This window comes from Streptococcus sp. SR1 (genome assembly GCF_000526075.1).
Lineage (GTDB): Bacteria > Bacillota > Bacilli > Lactobacillales > Streptococcaceae > Streptococcus > Streptococcus halitosis.
The window spans coordinates 13,982-31,812 of sequence record NZ_JATR01000001.1; the positions used below are offsets into that span (position 1 = coordinate 13,982).

A 17,831-nucleotide genomic window follows, 5' to 3' on the forward strand; every position below is an offset into this window, starting at 1 on the left:
AAGATGAGTACTTTAGCAGAAATAGAAGCGCTCTTGTTTGTAGCAGGTGAAGATGGGATTCGGGTCCGTCAGTTGGCTGAACTCCTATCGCTTCCTCCGACAGGCATCCAGCAGAGTTTAGAAAAATTAGCCCAAAAGTATGAAAAAGACCAAGAGTCGAGCTTGTCCCTGATTGAGACAGGGGGCGCTTACAGATTGGTGACCAAGCCTCAATTTGCAGCGATTTTAAAGGAATACTCCAAAGCTCCCATCAACCAGAGTCTGTCTCGGGCAGCCCTTGAGACCTTGTCCATCATTGCCTACAAGCAACCCATCACGCGGATAGAAATTGATGCTATCCGTGGGGTCAATTCGAGTGGGGCTTTGGCAAAGTTGCAGGCTTTTGACTTGATAAAGGAAGACGGGAAAAAAGAAGTGTTGGGCCGCCCCAACCTCTATGTGACTACGGATTATTTCCTAGATTACATGGGAATTAACCATTTGGAAGAACTGCCAGTGATTGATGAGCTTGAGATTCAGGCTCAAGAAAGCCAATTATTTGGTGAAAGGATAGAAGAAGATGAGAATCAATAAATATATTGCCCACGCAGGTGTGGCCAGTAGGAGAAAAGCAGAAGAGTTGATCAAGCAAGGCTTAGTGACGGTTAATGGCCAAGTGGTACGTGAACTCGCAACGACCATCAAGTCTGGTGACAAGGTCGAAGTGGAAGGTCAACCTATCTACAACGAAGAAAAGGTTTACTATCTGCTTAATAAACCACGCGGTGTGATTTCCAGTGTGACAGATGACAAGGGCCGCAAGACTGTTGTGGACCTCTTGCCCAATGTCAAAGAGCGCATCTACCCAGTTGGACGTTTGGACTGGGATACATCAGGTGTCTTGATTTTGACCAATGATGGTGATTTTACGGATGAGATGATTCACCCCCGTAATGAGATTGACAAAGTCTATGTCGCGCGTGTTAAAGGTGTGGCTAATAAGGAAAATCTCCGCCCCTTGACCCGCGGTCTTGAGATTGATGGCAAGAAAACTAAGCCAGCTGTTTATGAAATTCTCAAAGTGGATCCAGTCAAAAACCGCTCTGTGGTACAGTTGACTATCCATGAGGGGCGTAATCATCAGGTTAAAAAGATGTTTGAAGCCGTCGGTCTGCAAGTGGATAAACTGTCTCGGACACGTTTCGGACACCTAGACTTGACAGGTCTTCGTCCAGGAGAATCTCGTCGTCTTAATAAAAAAGAAATCAGCCAACTACACACCATGGCAGTAACCAAGAAATAATGAAACGAATCTTAATAGCGCCAGTACGCTTTTACCAACGTTTTATCTCACCAGCCTTTCCACCCTCTTGTCGCTTTGAGCCGACTTGTTCCAACTACATGATTCAGGCTATTGAGAAACATGGCTTCAAGGGTGTTCTGATGGGCTTGGCTCGAATTTTCCGATGCCATCCTTGGTCGCCAATAGGAAAAGATCCTGTCCCAGACCACTTTTCTCTCAGACGAAATCAAGAAAAAAAGTAACCCAACATCACCTGATGTTGGGTTTTCTTGCTTATTTCAAAGCTTTTTGAGCGTCTTCGATCATGAGTTTAGTTGATTCAAGCCCGCCACCGCTTAGATACCAGAGGTCTGGTGTTAGTTGGATAATTTTACCATTTTTAGCAGCAGGAGTTTCAGCGATGAGGGCATTTTCTAGGACGCCGTCGTTGCTTGAGTTGTCCCCGCCGATGGCAAGGGTACGGTTAATGACAAAGAGGATGTCAGGATTGATTTCTTTAACACTTTCAAAGCTGACTTCTTGTCCGTGGCGAGAGTCTTCAAATTTGGTGTCAGTTGGCTTGAATTTTAAGGTTTGGTACAAGAAAGAGAAACGAGATTGGGCACCAAAGGCAGCCATTTTTCCTTCATTGAGGAGGATAGCAAGGGCTTTTTTGTCAGAACTTTCGTTTTTAGTAGCGACTTCTTGGATGCTCTTGTCTAGGTTAGCCAATTCTTCTTTGGCTTTCTGTGTACCAGTTTCGCCGAAGGCGCTTGCTAGGGATTCGATGTTGGTCTTGGTAGAAGTCCAGTAGTCGTCCTTACTTGCTTGGAAGAGTATGGTTGGAGCGATTTCTTTGAACTTATCTACGAATTTTTGGGTACGTGGTGAAGCGATAATTAGGTCTGGTTCAAGAGCAGCGATGGCTTCTAGGTCTGGCTCAACCATGGAACCCACATTGTTGACATTTCCTGCAAGATCTTTTAGGTAAGTCGGCACAGTTTTTGTAGGCATTCCGACGATATTCTTTTCAAATCCTAAAGCGCGAATAGTATCCGCAGCACCGAGATCAAAGGTCACAATCTTTTCAGGAACCTTTGAAAGTTTGACCTCATCTAGTGAACTTTTAATGGTTACTTCTGTTTGAGCAGAACTACTTGTCTCTGTTTGCTTCGTAGTTTTAGTTGTACTACATGCACCAAGTAAGAGCAAGAAGCTAGCCGCTAGGGCAGTGAGATAAAGTTTAAGGGATGTTTTCATAATTTCTCCTTTTTAAAATATGATAACGATTTAGGGGGCTCTTAGATAGGCTTGTTAGCTAAGAGACAGAGGGTTCTCTGACATGAGTTCAGAATAGCTAGCTATAGATACAGATCTTTTTGCCATTGATATCAGCCAGCGTGATGGGAATCTCATAGAGTTGACTGAGCAGGTCAGCCTGCATGATTTGAGCAGTCGTTCCCTTGCAAAAGACTTGACCGTCTTTAAAGGCAACAATTTCATCCGCATACTGGCTAGCCATGTTGATATCGTGGAGGACGATGATAATGGTCTTCCCTAGTTCCTCCACCAGTTGCCGAAGTATCTGCATCATGCTGACGCTTTGCTTGATATCGAGATTATTAAGCGGTTCGTCCAGCAAGATAAAGTCTGTATCCTGGGCTAGTACCATAGCGATAAAGACACGTTGCAACTGTCCACCAGACAGGCTATCAATGTAGCGGTCTTTTAAGTTGGTCAGTTCCAGATAGTCCAGAGTTTCTCGGATTTTTCCCCAGTCTTCTGCCTTCAGTCGACCATGGCTGTAGGGAAAACGTCCAAAGCTGACCAGTTCTTCTACAGTCAATTTGGCTTGGTAATTGATCTTCTGCTTTAGGATAGTCAATTCTTTGGCTAGTTCTTGCGAATTCCAACTCTCGATTTCACGCCCTTTGATACTAAGAATTCCCTGATCTTTCTTGGTCAGTCTGCTCATGATGGAGAGAAGAGTTGATTTTCCAGCACCATTTGGACCAATGAAGGCTGTCAGTTTATGAGGACTGACTTCAAGCGAAATGTCTTGCAAAATATCTTGTTTTTGAATGGATTTGTCAATGTTTTCCAGTTTCACCGACGTGCCCTCCTGTAAAGTAAGATAAAGAATAAGAAGCCACCCACACTCTCAATAATCATGCTGATGCGAATTTCCAGCGCAAAGACTCGTTCGATGAGGGCTTGCCCCAAGGTTAAGCTAATAAATCCAATTAGAATGGCTACGATAAAGAGCAACTTGTGTCGATAATCTTTGACAATCAGGTAAGTGAGATTGGCCAGCATAAAGCCAAAGAAGGCCATAGGCCCTACCAAGGCAGTGGCTGTTGAGGTCAAAAGCACGATGGCCCAGAGGAGTTCTCTCTGTTCTTTTTCAACATCGAGTCCCAGTATCTGAGCCGTTTCTCTTTGCAGGTGTAAGACATCCAGAATAACTGCTTTTCGAAAGAAAAAGATTGTCAAAGCGAGGATGATTAGAGAACCGATGGCTAGGATGGGAGTGTTGAGATGCTGAAAGGAAGCAAAGAGACTGTTTTGCAGTTTATCGTATTCATTTGGATCCATCAGGACTTGGAGGAAGGTACTGATATTTCGAAAGAGACTTCCGAGTGCTAGACAGATTAGCAGAATGAAGACCAGGTCTTGCTTCATCAGCGTTTTCAAGTAGCTTTGTAAGGCGAGAAAAAAGAGGGATTGAAGCAGAAGCAAGACTAGAAATTCTAAGATAGGAGACTTTCCAAGCTGTAGAAATTTGCTTTCAAATATCAGTAGCAGGGTTTGTAGCAAGACATAGAAGGCTTCGATTCCCAAAATACTTGGCGTCAGAAAGCGATTTTCCGTCAAGGTTTGAAAACTAATGGTCGAAATTCCAGTCGCGATGGCTACCAAGAGATAAACGATGATTTTTTGGGAACGCAGCTTCCAGGCAAAGGCAGACAGGTTAGTGATGGGCCAAAAGTAGAGGAGACAAGCTCCGACGGCCAGAACAATGAGAAGGCAGAAGAGTTTGGTATGTTTGCTTTTAAACTGCATCCTTTTGTCCCCCTCTCCATAGAAGTAGGATAAAGACGAGGCTGCCGATGATTCCTAGTAAGAGACTGACAGACAGCTCATAGGGCCGAATCAAGACTCGAGAGAGGATGTCGCAGGCCAGAACCAGATTGGCTCCGACCAGTGCGACCATGAGTTTGGTTTGACTCAGATTATCTCCATAGCGCTTGCGGATAAGATTGGGAACGATGACCCCGAGAAAAGGCAAGGCACCCACGGTAATCATGGTGACACTTGTCGTTAGCGCCACTAGAAAGAGGGCCAGCTTTTCAAGTAGGGAGTAAGAAATCCCCAAACTCTCGCTGGTTTCCTTGCCTAGATTCATGATGGTGAAGGTTTGGGATAATTTCCAAACGGCTATCAGGATGATGAGGCCTAAGAAGAGCCACTCATACTGATGGGTCTGAATCATGGAGAAGGAGCCCTGGGTCCAGGCCGTCATACTCTGAACCAGATTGAAACGATAGGCGATAACTTCTGTGATAGAACCGATAATCCCACTATAGATGATCCCGATCAAGGGCAACATCCACCTTTCCTTTACAGAAAAAATAGTCATAAAGGCCAGGAAGAAGAGAGTAAATAAAATGGATGAGCCAAAAGCAAAGAGCATCTTTTGGGTCAGACTCGCAGACGGAAAGACAAAGAGGCTCAACACCATTCCCAGTTTGGCGGCTTCTGTCGTTCCGACTGTACTCGGAGCAGCAAACTGATTTTGAGTAATGGTCTGCATGAGGAGTCCTGCCATGCTCATACTAGAGGCTGCAAGGAGAATACTGATGGTTCTTGGAAGACGCGACTCTTGAAAGAGAAGCCAGGTCTGTTGGTCAAAAGCAAAGAATTTTTCCCAATAAAAATCACTGGTTCCAATGGTAATGGAGAGAAAGACCAGGAGTAGAAGTAAGCCTGTTAAAATATGAGAGAGTTTCATGCCCCGTCCTTTCTTGTAGATTTGGTATCGAAAGATATCTGCGGATATAAATGTAACACGATTTCTTTAATCTGTCAATGAATTTTCTGACAATTTAATGTAAAAAGAAAGAAAAATTCCTGAAATAACATCTGCCCCTCTCTTTTATTGGAAAACTGAGTAAAAACCAATCTACCTTCCCACTATCCTTCTCCTATAAAAAGTGGTAAAATGGAGGACAGAAAGAAGGAACTGATATGACAACATTATTTTCAAAAATCAAAGAAGTAACAGAGCTTGCTGCGATCTCAGGCCACGAAGCGCCTGTCCGGACTTATCTTCGTGAAAAGTTGACACCGCACGTGGATGAAGTAGTGACAGATGGCTTAGGTGGTATTTTCGGTATCAAGCATTCAGAAGTTGCGGATGCCCCACGCGTCTTGGTCGCTTCTCATATGGACGAAGTTGGTTTTATGGTCAGCGAAATTAAGCAAGATGGAACCTTCCGTGTGGTTGAAATCGGTGGCTGGAACCCTATGGTGGTCAGCAGTCAACGCTTCAAACTCTTTACTCGTGACGGTCGTGAAATTCCAGTGATCTCAGGTTCTGTCCCTCCACATTTGACACGTGGAACAGGTGGACCAACTATGCCAGCTATTTCAGATATCATTTTTGATGGTGGGTTTGCAGACAAGGCTGAAGCAGAAAGCTTTGGTATCCGTCCAGGTGACACCATTGTCCCTGATAGTTCCGCTATCTTGACAGCCAATGAAAAGAATATCATTTCAAAAGCGTGGGACAACCGCTACGGTGTTCTTATGGTGAGCGAGTTGGCAGAAGCCCTATCAGGTCAAAAACTCGGAAATGAACTCTATCTTGGTGCCAATGTCCAAGAAGAGGTTGGTCTTCGTGGCGCTCATACTTCTACAACTAAGTTTGACCCAGAAGTCTTCCTAGCAGTTGACTGTTCACCTGCTGGTGATGTCTACGGTGGCCAAGGTAAGATTGGGGATGGAACCTTGATTCGCTTCTACGATCCAGGTCACTTGCTCCTCTCAGGTATGAAGGATTTCCTTTTGACAACGGCTGAAGAAGCTGGCATCAAGTACCAATACTACTGTGGAAAAGGCGGAACAGACGCTGGAGCAGCTCATCTGAAAAATGGTGGTGTCCCATCTACAACTATCGGTGTCTGTGCTCGTTATATCCATTCTCACCAAACTCTCTACGCGATGGATGACTTCCTAGAAGCCCAAGCTTTCTTGCAAGCCTTGGTGAAAAAATTGGACCGTTCAACGGTTGATTTGATTAAAAATTATTAAACATAAGGGAGGTGGTCAGGAGATGGCAGAACCAAACCTAGAAAGCCTTATAAAAGATCTCTATAACCATGCCCGTCAGGGCTTGAGTGAAGATTTAGTTGCTGCTCTCCTAGAGACTGCTAAAAAACTACCAACTACAAATGAGCAATTACTAGCAGTCCGTCTCTCAGGACTGGTCACCCGTGAATTGCTCATAAATCCCAAACACCCAGCACCTGAGTTGATCAACTTGGCGCGTTTTATCAAAAGAGAAGAAGCCAAGTACAGGGGCACTGCAGTTTCTGCTATTATGTTTGGTGAACTCTTTAAAATGCTTTGATTCCATTGTGAATCAAAGCATTTTTTATATGCTCCAAAAGAAATTCTTAATGAGGAGACGAAAAAAGCCATCCCATTCAGGATAGCTTTTAGGTACTTAGATTTGTTCAGCGATGACCTTTTCAGCTAGGTTCATAGCATGGTCAGACACACGAGTGTAGTGGGAAATAATGTCGATAAAGTTGACCCCGGCTTGTGTAGAACACTCACCCTTGTTAAGGCGTTTGATGTGGGTCTTTCTGAGAACGCGTTCCATATTGTTGATTTCTTTATGGCGTTCAATCAGACTCTGAGCTTTTTCAATATCATTGTTTTCCACACTATCAAGGGCATCCTTGATGAATGCAGTTGTTGCTTGATAAATCTCAGCTAATTCCTCTAAAGCAGCATCAGAAAATTGAACATTCTTACGTTGGAGGTAGTCGGTTAGGTTGAGCAAGCCTTCTGCATGGTCCCCAATCCGTTCCAAATCACGAGATGAATCGAGGATATTGGTTAAGATTTCACTTTCCTTTTGGCTCAATGATTCGCTAGAAAGACTAATCAGGTAGCGAGTCAGTTTCTCGTCAATTGTGTTAATGGCTTCTTCAGTCTTGTGGCCTTTTTCCGCTAGTTTTTCATCTAGATTTATGATGTAGTCGTAGGAAAGGTCAAAAGCTTTTGCAGCATAGTTCCCCAAGTGAAGCAGTTCTTTTTTGGCATTTCCTAGAGCGATAGAAGGAGCCTGCTTGATGAGTTGTTCATCCAAGTAGAGAGCTTCGTATTTGACAACCTCATCTTCACCAGGAATGAGCTTGGTCACAATGTAAGCCAAGGCACCAATGAATGGGAACTGGATAATGGTATTTGTAATATTAAAGGTTCCGTGGGCAAAGGCAATGGTCATTTCTGGAGCTAGATTGAGAGTAGATTCAAACCATTGAATCAAGCCAGTGAAAGGTACAAGAAAGACAATACAGATGACCGTACCAATCACGTTAAAGACGACATGGGCACCGGCAACACGTTTGGCAGCGATATTGGCTCCAAGAGAAGCAATGATGGCTGTAATGGTCGTTCCGATATTATCACCAAACAAGACCGGTAGGGCACCTTGTAGGTCAATCAAACCACTTGCGTACAGGTTCTGTAAGATACCGATAGTTGCGGATGAAGCTTGAATGAGTAGGGTCAGTCCAGTTCCGACAAAGACACCTAGAATAGGACTCTTACTTAGTTCAACCATGTAGTCTCTAAAGACTTGCAGGTCTTTTAGGGGCTCCATTGCACCGCTCATAAGATTGAGGGCGAAGAAGATACCACCCACACCAAAGATAATCCGTCCGATGTTATTGATGGAGCGATTCTTGGTGAAGAAAAGACAAACAGCTCCGATAAAGAGCATAGGTAAGGCATAATCTCCTAGCTTAAAACCGATGATAAAGGATGTAACGGTGGTTCCAATATTGGCACCCATGACAATACCGATAGCCTGACGCAAGGTCAAAAGTCCCGCACTGACTAGTCCCACTGTAATGACAGTAACACCAGAACTTGATTGAATCAGCGCCGTCATACCGATACCAACCAGCACACCGAAGAAGGGATTGCTGGTATATTTGTCAATGTAAAAACGAAGGCGATCTCCAGCAGCTTGTTGCAAACCGTCTCCCATGGTCTTGATACTATATAAGAATAGCCCCAGACCACCTAAAAAGTGAAATAAAATTTCCTGCCAATTAATGGACATTTCTTTTTCCTCCGAAAAATAATCGCGGAATTTCTCCCATTCTATTTTAAAGGATAAAAGTAAATCTAACAAGTGTTTAGATGAAATTTTCCTAAGAAAAGGCAACTTGCTTTAAAAATAGGGAGTAAATTTACTTTCCAAGAGTGGTTTTATTCAATCATGTCCAAATTTTACTGATTATTATCCTAGCTATAGTTTTTGTGTCAAGTATATTGACAACGCTTTCATATAAGATAAAATGAAGATGATCCTGTTCTGGTGTTGTGCACTGAGAACAGTTACTGTTTATCTAAAAAGTAAAGCGCTTACTTTTTATTTTATTAGGAGGATAAGATGAAAGATCTATTTTTTGAAAAACGGTGCCGTTACAGTATTCGCAAGCTGTCAATCGGAGCTTGTTCCTTGATGATTGGTTCAGCTCTATTTGCGAGTCCAGCCCTTGCTGAACAAGTCACTGCCCCTGAAACAGCTACTAATACGAGCGCTCAAGCTACAAGCGCTAGTGAAACAGCGAGTCCAGACACTGCAACCATCGAAAAACAATTAGAAGAAACTGAAAACAAAGTAGCTGAGCAACCAATTTCAGAAAACTCTCCAGCAATAGCTGATTTGCTCAATGAAAAAGAAGAGGCAAAGCCGGCTCCGACAGATAAAGTTGAGGAGCCAGCTCCAGCAACTGACAAAGAAGGAGCCAAGCCAGAGGAGGCGCCTCAAGTAGCTGATAAAAAAGCCGACAAACCAAGTCTAGCAGACGTTCCTAAAAATGAAGAGAAGAGTCTCCGGCCAAAAGAAATCAAGTTTGATACTTGGGATGATTTGTTGAAATGGGAACCGGGTGCGCGTGAGGATGATCCTATTAACCGTTCCTCAGTTGAACTCGCCAAGCGCCATAGAGGGCAGTTGGTCAATGAAAAAGCAAGCAGAAGAGCCAAGGTTCAGGCGCTAGCAAATACCAACTCAAAGGCCAAAGACCACGCTTCTGTAGGTGGAGAAGAATTCAAGGCCTACGCCTTCGATTACTGGCAATACTTGGATTCAATGGTCTTCTGGGAAGGCCTAGTCCCTACTCCAGATGTCATTGATGCCGGTCACCGCAACGGAGTTCCCGTTTATGGAACCCTCTTTTTCAACTGGTCAAATAGCATTGCAGACCAAGAGAAATTTGCAGCTGCCTTGAAACAAGACGCAGATGGCACCTTCCCTATCGCACGGAAACTTGTCGATCTTGCTAAGTACTATGGCTTTGATGGCTATTTCATTAACCAAGAAACAACTGGTGAATTGGTAGCACCTCTTGGTGAAAAAATGCGCCAATTCATGCTCTATACAAAAGAATACGCGGCTAAAGTCAACCACCCAATCAAGTATGCTTGGTACGATGCCATGACCTACAAATACGGTCGATACCACGAAGATGGACTGGGAGAATACAACTACCAGTTTATGCAAAAAGAAGGTGACAAGGTCCCTGCAGATCAATTTTTTGCCAATTTCAACTGGAACAAGGAAAAGAATGACTACTCAGTAGAGATGGCCAAATGGCTAGAACGTAGCCAGTATGATGTCTTTGCAGGCTTAGAATTGCAACAAGGTGGTTCTTATAAGACAAAAGTCAAATGGGATGCTCTTTTAGATGAAAATGGCAAGTTGCGCTTGTCACTTGGACTTTTTGCGCCGGATACGATTACCAGTCTAGGAAAAACAGGTGAAGACTACCATAAGAACGAAGACATCTTCTTCACAGGTTACCAAGGAGATCCGACAGCTCAAAAACCAGCTGACAAAGAGTGGTATGGAATTTCCAATTTGGTTGCGGACCGCACACCAGCAGTAGGACGAACCTTCACGACCTCCTTTAATACAGGTCATGGTAGAAAATGGTTTGTAGATGGTAAGGTTTCTAAGGATTCTGAGTGGAACTACCGTTCGGTTTCAGGTGTCTTGCCAACATGGCGCTGGTGGCAGACTTCAACGGGTGAAAAACTCCGTGCAGAATATGACTTTACAGATGCCTACAATGGCGGAAACTCTCTTAAATTCTCAGGTGATGTAGCTGGTAAGACGGACCAAGATGTGAATTTGTATTCTACCAAACTAGAAGTAACGGAGAAAACCAAACTTCGGGTTGCCCACAAGGGAGGAAGAGGCTCGAAAGTTTATATGGCCCTCTCTACGACTCCAGACTACAAATTTGAGGATGCAGCTGCATGGAAAGAACTGACTCTCTCTGATGACTGGAAGAATGAAGAATTTGACCTTAGCTCACTAGCTGGAAAAACCATCTATGCAGTCAAACTCTTCTTCGAGCATGAAGGAGCTGCAAAAGATTATCAGTTTAACCTAGGTCAATTAACAATTTCGGACAATCACCAAGCACCACAAGCGCCGACGGGGCTATCTGTGGTGAAACAATCTCTTAAAAATGCCCAAGAAGCTGAAGCAGTGGTCCAGTTTGCGGGTAACCAAGATGCGGATTTCTATGAAGTCTACGAAAAAGATGGAGATAACTGGCGTTTGTTGACAGGATCATCTGCTTCAACCATCTACTTGCCAAAAGTTAGCCGTTCTGCTAATGCGACTGGTACGACTCAGGAACTGAAAGTCGTTGCAGTTGGTAAAAATGGCCTTCGTTCCGAAGCTGCGACGGCATCCTTTAACTGGGGGATGACAGTTCAGGATACGACCCTTCCAAGACCTTTAGCTGAAAATATCGTTCCAGGTGCAAAGGTCATCGGTAGCACTTTCCCAAATACTGAAGGTGGAGAAGGCATTGAAGGTATGTTGAACGGTACCATTACTAGCTTGTCAGATAAGTGGTCTTCAGCTCAGTTGAGCGGTAGTGTGGATATTCGCTTGACCAAGCCACGTACCGTTGTTAGATGGGTCATGGATCATGCGGGAGCTGGTGGAGAATCCGTAAACGACGGTTTGATGAACACCAAAGACTTTGACCTTTATTATAAAGATGCGGATGGTGAATGGAAGTTAGCTAAGGAGGTCCGTGGCAATAAAGCGCACGTTACGGATATCACTCTTGACAAACCAATCACTGCTCAAGACTGGCGCCTTAAAGTTATCACTTCAGATAACGGAACACCTTGGAAGGCCATTCGTATCTATAACTGGAAGATGTACGAAACCTTGGATACAGAAAGCCAAAATATTCCAATGGCTAAGGTAGCAGCCCGTTCACTTGGAAACCATCAAGTGCAACTAGGCTTCTCTGATGTTCCGGAAGGCGCGACCATCACCGTTTACGACAAGGCAGATTCACAAACACCGATTGCAACTTTGAAGTCTGAAACTGGAGGCGACTTGGCAACAGCACCATTGGGCTTTGACAAGCAACCAACTCTCCTCTACTATCGTACCCAACTACCTGGCAAAGAAATCAGTAACACCTTGGCAGTAGCGATTCCACAGGATGAGAGGAAAATTGCTGCAGTTAGCCTTGAAAAAGGACCTAAGAAGACAGTTTATAAAGAGGGAGAAAAACTTGACCTCAGAGGCGGAACCCTCCGTGTTCAATACGAAGGGGGACAAGCCGATGAGCTGATCAACCTTACTCACTCAGGTGTGACAGTATCTGGCTACGACGCTCATCAAAAAGGGGAACAAAAGCTCACAGTCAGTTACCTTGGACTTCCAGTTACTGGTGCCTTGAAGGTACAAGTGACAGGTCAAGATGAAGGGAAGCCGAAAGAAGTAGCAGGTCTGTACATTACTCAGAAACCGAAAACGGACTATCTAGTAGGAGAGCAACTGGATCTTGCAGAAGGGCGCTTCGGCGTTCTCTATGATGATGAGACAGAAGAAAGCCATGCCTTCACAGATCAAGGTGTTGAAATTACGGGCTACGATGCTCAAAAGACTGGTCGTCAGACCTTGACCTTGCATTACAAGGGACACACCGCTGAGTTTGATGTCTTGGTTTCTCCAAAGGCTGCAGTCAATGATGAGTACCTCAAACAAGAAATCACTGCTGCCCAAGGCCGTCAGTCAACCCTTGCCTACACCTTCTCAAGCGAGGACAAACAAGCAGCACTAGTAGAGAAGCTCAATGCAGCCAAAGCTGTAGCAGAAAACCATAATGCTAGCCAAGAAGAAGTCAATCGGGCTTTGAATGAGTTGAAACAAGCAGGGACAAACTTGGATGGAAATCAACGTTATCAGACTGCTAGAGAAGAATTGGAAGGCTTGCTCGAATCCCTCCGTGAAAAAGATCCTAAAGCTGAGTTGATTGAACAAGCAGAAACTTTGTTGGCTTCAGAGATGCCAACTCCACAAGCTTTTGCGGACATGAAAGAAAAGCTGAATAAGAAACTAGCTCCTGCAGAAGAAAGCCATCATGTTGGTAGTATGGATCCAAATGAAGTGGCCCCAACGGTTGAGGCCCTCCCTGAACTAGTTATTGAAACTGAAACAACAGCCTTTGAACGTCAGGAGCGACCAAACGCCGAGCTTCTCAAAGGACAACGCCGTGTTGTGCAAGCTGGAGTTGAAGGTCAAGTCCGTCGCTTTGTAGAAGTCGATGGTCAGGGCAAACGCACCCTTCATTCGACAGAAGTTGTTAAGGAAGCAATCCCGGAAATCACCGAAGTTGGTACAAAAGTTCTATCGAGCAACCAACCAGCTGAAGGTGTGAAAGATTTAGTGCTAGAAACTCCGAAACTGGAAATTGAAGAGGGGACAATTTCCTTCGAACGTCAGGAGCGACCAAACTCCGAACTTCTCAAAGGACAACGCCAGCTAGTTCAAGCAGGAGTTGAAGGCCAAGTTCGTCGCTTTGTAGAAGTTGATGCTCAGGGCAAACGCACCCTTCATTCAACTGAGGTTGTTAAGGAAGTAATCCCAGAAATTGTTGAAGTAGGAACGAAAGAAGAGCAAGTCTCACAAACGAGGGATCAAGCTCTTTCAGCAGCACCGACAAAAGTTGAAGCAGCAAGCAAAGAGCTTCCAAATACAGGAGCGACAAGAGATGCTAGTCTAGTAGCGCTGGGACTCCTCGGAGTAATGAGTGGCTACGGCTTGCTTGCTGGAAAGAAGAGAGAAGACTAATCGAATTTACGAATCTTGGATTTTCTCATAAAAATTAAAAACAAGGCTTGACTGTAGATTAGTCAGGCCTTGTTTTAACTAGTAGAAATCAGTGAAAGAATGATTAAATGAGCTAGTCTTTCTTTCAATAATCAGTTATTTAACAAGGTTTTTCTAGTTTTTATTTTAAAAAATGCTAGTTTCAATTATAAGAAAGAACAAGAAAAGTTTAGGGTTTTTCTATCTCTTTTGCTGATTTTGTGATATAATTAACACGTATAAAAAAAGAAGGAGTCATATCTAATGGCAAAATTGACTGTTAAAGACGTTGACTTGAAAGGGAAAAAAGTTCTCGTTCGTGTTGACTTCAACGTACCTGTTAAAGATGGCGTGATTACTAATGACAACCGTATCACTGCAGCTCTTCCAACTATCAAGTACATCCTTGAACAAGGTGGACGTGCAATCCTCTTCTCTCACCTTGGACGTGTAAAAGAAGAAGCAGACAAAGAAGGTAAATCACTTGCTCCTGTAGCTGCTGACTTGGCTGCTAAATTGGGACAAGAAGTTAAATTTATCCCAGGTGTTACACGTGGTGCTGAATTGGAAGCAGCAATCAACGCTCTTGAAGATGGACAAGTTCTCTTGGTTGAAAACACTCGTTTCGAAGATGTTGACGGCAAGAAAGAATCTAAAAACGATCCTGAACTTGGTAAATACTGGGCATCACTTGGAGATGGCATCTTCGTAAACGATGCATTCGGTACAGCTCACCGTGCACACGCATCTAACGTTGGTATCTCAGCAAACGTTGAAAAAGCAGTTGCTGGTTTCCTTCTTGAAAACGAAATTGCCTACATCCAAGAAGCAGTTGAAGCTCCAGAACGCCCATTCGTAGCCATCCTTGGTGGTTCAAAAGTTTCAGACAAGATCGGTGTTATCGAAAACTTGCTTGAAAAAGCTGATAAAGTTCTTATCGGTGGTGGGATGACTTACACATTCTACAAAGCTCAAGGTATCGAAATCGGTAACTCACTTGTAGAAGAAGATAAATTGGATGTTGCAAAAGCTCTTCTTGAAAAAGCAAACGGCAAATTGATCTTGCCAGTTGATTCAAAAGAAGCAAATGCATTTGCTGACTACACTGAAGTGAAAGACACTGAAGGTGAAGCAGTTGATCCTGGATTCCTTGGTTTGGATATCGGTCCAAAATCTATCGCTAAATTCGATCAAGAATTGACTGGTGCGAAGACAGTTGTATGGAACGGACCAATGGGTGTATTTGAAAACCCAGACTTCCAAGCTGGTACAATCGGTGTCATGGACGCTATCGTGAAACAACCAGGTGTGAAATCAATCATCGGTGGTGGTGACTCAGCTGCCGCAGCTATCAACCTTGGTCGTGCAGACAAGTTCTCATGGATCTCTACTGGTGGTGGAGCATCAATGGAACTCCTCGAGGGTAAAGTTCTTCCAGGACTTGCAGCCTTGACTGAAAAATAAATAGTTTAACTAAAAGAAGATGGTTTAACCATCTTCTTTTTAATTTCATTTATAAATATGTTAGATTTATCGATAAATGAAGGGGGAGAGTAAATGTTTGCATCCCGCATCATAAAATGCTACTATAGATGGTAGATGATTAATTTAGATAAGGAAAGGGATTATAATGAAAAATAAAAAAGAAGTCTATGGATTTCGTAAAAGTAAAGTTGCGAAAACTTTGTGTGGTGCTGTTTTAGGAACTGCTTTGATTGCTTTTGCAGACAAAGCAGTATTTGCTGATGAAGTTACAGAGACAACTAGTACAAGTACAGTTGAGGTGGCTACTACAGGAAACCCAGCTACAAATCTAGCTGAAGCTCAAGGAGATATGAGCCAAGCCGCCAAAGAAAGCCAAGCTAAGGCTGGTTCTAAAGACTCAGCTTTACCAGTAGAAGTATCATCAGCTGATTTGGATAAAGCCGTTGCTGATGCAAAAACTGCAGGAGTTAAGGTAGTTCAAGATGAAACAAAAGACAAAGGAACAGCCACAACTGCTACAGAGAATGCACAAAAACAAGATGAAATCAAAAGTGATTATGCTAAACAGGCTGAAGAAATAAAGACATCTACTGAAGCATATAAAAAAGCAGCAGCAACTCATCAGGCTGAAACAGATAAAATCAATGCTGAAAACAAAGCAGCGGATGACAAGTATCAAAAAGATCTAAAAAGTCATCAAGAAGAAGTTGAAAAAATCAATACTGCCAATGCAACAGCTAAAGCAGAATATGAGGCTAAGCTAGCACAATATCAAAAAGATTTAGCAACTGTCAAAAAAGCAAATGAAGATAGTCAACAGGATTATCAAAATAAACTTTCAGCTTACCAGACAGAATTAGCTCGAGTACAAAAAGCTAATGCTGAAGCTAAAGAGGCTTATGAAAAAGCAGTAAAAGAAAATACTGAGAAAAACGAAGCGCTTCAAGCTGAAAATGAAGCCATTAAACAACGTAATGAAACTGCAAAAGCGAACTATGACGCGGCGATGAAGCAGTATGAAGCAGATCTTGCAGCTATTAAGAAAGCTAAAGAAGATAATGATGCTGATTATCAAGCTAAATTAGCAGCTTACCAGACAGAACTAGCTCGCGTTCAGAAAGCAAATGCTGATGCAAAAGCAGCCTATGAAAAGGCTGTTGAAGAAAACACTGCTAAGAACAATGCTATCCAAGCTGAAAATGAAGCTATTAAGCAGCGTAACGCCACTGCAAAATCGACTTATGACGCAGCGATGAAGAAATACGAAGCAGATTTGGTGGCAGTTAAGCAAGCAAATGCTACCAACGAAACAGACTACCAAACTAAGCTAGCAGCTTATCAGACAGAACTAGCTCGCGTTCAAAAAGCAAATGCCGATGCAAAAGCAGCCTATGAAAAGGCTGTTGAAGACAACAAGGCAAAAAATGCAGCGCTTAAAGCTGAGAATGAAGAAATCAAGCAACGGAATGCCGTGGCTAAAACAGATTATGAAGCTAAATTAGCAAAATATGAAGCTGATCTTGCCAAATATAAGAAAGAGTTCGCAGCTTATACTGCAGCACTCGCAGAAGCGGAGAGTAAAAAGAAACAAGATGGTTATCTTTCAGAACCAAGATCACAATCGTTGAACTTTAAATCAGAACCAAATGCAATACGAACAATTGATCCATCTGTACATCAATATGGGCAGCAGGAATTGGATGCTTTGGTAAAATCATGGGGGATTTCGCCAACAAATCCTGATAGGACAAAATCTACAGCATATTCATATTTCAATGCAATCAATTCGAATAACACTTATGCAAAGCTTGTATTAGAAAAGGATAAACCAGTCGATGTTACCTATACTGGTCTAAAAAATTCAAGTTTTAATGGTAAGAAAATTTCAAAAGTAGTTTACACTTACACATTAAAAGAAACAGGTTTTAACGATGGAACCAAAATGACTATGTTTGCCTCGAGTGATCCAACTGTGACAGCATGGTATAATGATTATTTTACTTCTACAAACATTAATGTAAAAGTCAAGTTTTATGATGAAGAAGGTCAACTTATGAATCTCACAGGAGGATTAGTTAATTTTTCATCTCTAAATAGAGGTAACGGTAGTGGGGCAATTGATAAAGATGCAATTGAAAGTGTTAGAAACTTTAACGGTCGATATATTCCAATTTCTGGTTCATCTATCAAGATTCATGAAAATAACTCTGCTTATGCAGATTCATCAAATGCAGAAAAATCGCTAGGCGCTCGTTGGAATACATCGGAATGGGATACAACCTCTAGTCCAAATAATTGGTACGGAGCTATTGTCGGTGAAATAACTCAATCGGAGATTAGCTTTAATATGGCTTCTTCTAAAAGTGGAAATATTTGGTTTGCTTTCAATTCAAATATTAATGCAATTGGGGTTCCGACGAAACCTGTTGCACCAACAGCTCCAACTCAACCAATGTATGAGACAGAGAAACCATTGGAGCCAGCACCGGTAGCACCGACATATGAAAATGAGCCAACTCCACCAGTTAAGACTCCGGATCAACCAGAGCCATCAAAACCAGAAGAGCCAAAATATGAGACGGAGAAACCATTGGAACCAGCTCCAGTAGCACCAAGCTACGAAAATGAGCCAACACCACCGGAGCTAAA

The 17,831-nt window shown here is 43.0% G+C and carries 13 protein-coding genes; 8 read left to right on the top strand and 5 right to left on the bottom strand.

Translation table 11 applies throughout. The features are described 5' to 3' along the window. Positions 1-3: 3 nt before the first annotated feature. The 3 genes from scpB to yidD are packed head-to-tail and all read left to right on the top strand — an operon-like array spanning position 4 to position 1,524. On the top strand, positions 4-573 hold the full coding sequence (gene scpB / locus HMPREF1518_RS00060; RefSeq protein ID WP_000105287.1) for an SMC-Scp complex subunit ScpB: 570 nt from the start codon (positions 4-6) through the stop codon (positions 571-573). Next, positions 560-1,282, top strand: a complete 723-nt coding sequence (locus HMPREF1518_RS00065; RefSeq protein WP_001222230.1) for a pseudouridine synthase — start codon at positions 560-562, stop codon at positions 1,280-1,282. The genes scpB and HMPREF1518_RS00065 overlap by 14 nt, the downstream gene beginning before the upstream one ends. After that, positions 1,282-1,524, top strand: a complete 243-nt coding sequence (yidD, locus tag HMPREF1518_RS00070; protein WP_000821619.1) for a membrane protein insertion efficiency factor YidD — start codon at positions 1,282-1,284, stop codon at positions 1,522-1,524. Before HMPREF1518_RS00065 ends, yidD begins: the two co-directional genes overlap by 1 nt. A 31-nt stretch (positions 1,525-1,555) precedes the next feature. On the opposite strand, the gene HMPREF1518_RS00075 is transcribed toward yidD, so the two are convergent. The 4 genes from HMPREF1518_RS00075 to HMPREF1518_RS00090 form a co-directional block, all read right to left on the bottom strand. After that, positions 1,556-2,521 carry a siderophore ABC transporter substrate-binding protein gene (locus HMPREF1518_RS00075; protein WP_033583383.1) on the bottom strand — a complete coding sequence of 322 codons (966 nt, stop codon included), beginning with the start codon at positions 2,519-2,521 and terminating at the stop codon, positions 1,556-1,558. A 97-nt stretch (positions 2,522-2,618) separates the two neighbouring features. Continuing rightward, entirely contained in the window at positions 2,619-3,371 is a 753-nt protein-coding gene (locus HMPREF1518_RS00080; RefSeq protein WP_033583384.1) for an iron ABC transporter ATP-binding protein, read from the bottom strand. Beyond that, positions 3,368-4,324: an iron chelate uptake ABC transporter family permease subunit gene (locus tag HMPREF1518_RS00085; RefSeq protein WP_033583385.1), complete on the bottom strand. Its 957-nt coding sequence runs from the start codon at positions 4,322-4,324 to the stop codon at positions 3,368-3,370. Before HMPREF1518_RS00085 ends, HMPREF1518_RS00080 begins: the two co-directional genes overlap by 4 nt. Next, complete coding sequence (locus HMPREF1518_RS00090) at positions 4,314-5,273, bottom strand: ABC transporter permease (RefSeq protein ID WP_033583386.1); 960 nt, start codon at positions 5,271-5,273, stop codon at positions 4,314-4,316. Before HMPREF1518_RS00090 ends, HMPREF1518_RS00085 begins: the two co-directional genes overlap by 11 nt. A gap of 236 nt (positions 5,274-5,509) precedes the next feature. Here HMPREF1518_RS00090 and pepA point away from each other — a divergent pair, with 236 nt between their 5' ends. Then, positions 5,510-6,574, top strand: a complete 1,065-nt coding sequence (gene pepA / locus HMPREF1518_RS00095; protein WP_033583387.1) for a glutamyl aminopeptidase — start codon at positions 5,510-5,512, stop codon at positions 6,572-6,574. 22 nt (positions 6,575-6,596) lie between these two features. Next, positions 6,597-6,893 (top strand): enterocin immunity protein, encoded by a 297-nt coding sequence (locus HMPREF1518_RS00100; protein WP_033583388.1) that lies wholly within the window; start codon positions 6,597-6,599, stop codon positions 6,891-6,893. 96 nt (positions 6,894-6,989) lie between these two features. Here the strand turns inward: HMPREF1518_RS00100 and HMPREF1518_RS00105 are convergent, their stop codons facing one another. After that, positions 6,990-8,621, bottom strand: coding sequence for a Na/Pi cotransporter family protein (locus tag HMPREF1518_RS00105; protein ID WP_033583389.1), 1,632 nt, complete (start codon positions 8,619-8,621; stop codon positions 6,990-6,992). Between the two features lie 333 nt (positions 8,622-8,954). Here HMPREF1518_RS00105 and HMPREF1518_RS00110 point away from each other — a divergent pair, with 333 nt between their 5' ends. From HMPREF1518_RS00110 to HMPREF1518_RS00120, 3 genes are all read left to right on the top strand, one after another. Then, a complete protein-coding gene (locus HMPREF1518_RS00110) occupies positions 8,955-13,679 on the top strand; it encodes an endo-beta-N-acetylglucosaminidase (RefSeq protein WP_033583390.1) in 4,725 nt (1,574 codons plus the stop codon). A 282-nt stretch (positions 13,680-13,961) separates the two neighbouring features. Further along, entirely contained in the window at positions 13,962-15,161 is a 1,200-nt protein-coding gene (locus HMPREF1518_RS00115) for a phosphoglycerate kinase (protein WP_001096767.1), read from the top strand. A gap of 166 nt (positions 15,162-15,327) precedes the next feature. Beyond that, the coding region (locus HMPREF1518_RS00120; RefSeq protein ID WP_033583391.1) for a GbpC/Spa domain-containing protein at positions 15,328-17,831 on the top strand (2,504 nt) is incomplete at its 3' end.

Coding starts and splice junctions, on each gene's coding strand:
- scpB (WP_000105287.1), top strand. CDS start 4: ATGAGTACTTTAGCAGAAATAGAAGCGCTCTTGTTTGTAGCAGGTGAA.
- HMPREF1518_RS00065 (WP_001222230.1), top strand. CDS start 560: ATGAGAATCAATAAATATATTGCCCACGCAGGTGTGGCCAGTAGGAGA.
- yidD (WP_000821619.1), top strand. CDS start 1,282: ATGAAACGAATCTTAATAGCGCCAGTACGCTTTTACCAACGTTTTATC.
- HMPREF1518_RS00075 (WP_033583383.1), bottom strand. CDS start 2,521: ATGAAAACATCCCTTAAACTTTATCTCACTGCCCTAGCGGCTAGCTTC.
- HMPREF1518_RS00085 (WP_033583385.1), bottom strand. CDS start 4,324: ATGCAGTTTAAAAGCAAACATACCAAACTCTTCTGCCTTCTCATTGTT.
- HMPREF1518_RS00090 (WP_033583386.1), bottom strand. CDS start 5,273: ATGAAACTCTCTCATATTTTAACAGGCTTACTTCTACTCCTGGTCTTT.
- pepA (WP_033583387.1), top strand. CDS start 5,510: ATGACAACATTATTTTCAAAAATCAAAGAAGTAACAGAGCTTGCTGCG.
- HMPREF1518_RS00100 (WP_033583388.1), top strand. CDS start 6,597: ATGGCAGAACCAAACCTAGAAAGCCTTATAAAAGATCTCTATAACCAT.
- HMPREF1518_RS00105 (WP_033583389.1), bottom strand. CDS start 8,621: ATGTCCATTAATTGGCAGGAAATTTTATTTCACTTTTTAGGTGGTCTG.
- HMPREF1518_RS00110 (WP_033583390.1), top strand. CDS start 8,955: ATGAAAGATCTATTTTTTGAAAAACGGTGCCGTTACAGTATTCGCAAG.
- HMPREF1518_RS00115 (WP_001096767.1), top strand. CDS start 13,962: ATGGCAAAATTGACTGTTAAAGACGTTGACTTGAAAGGGAAAAAAGTT.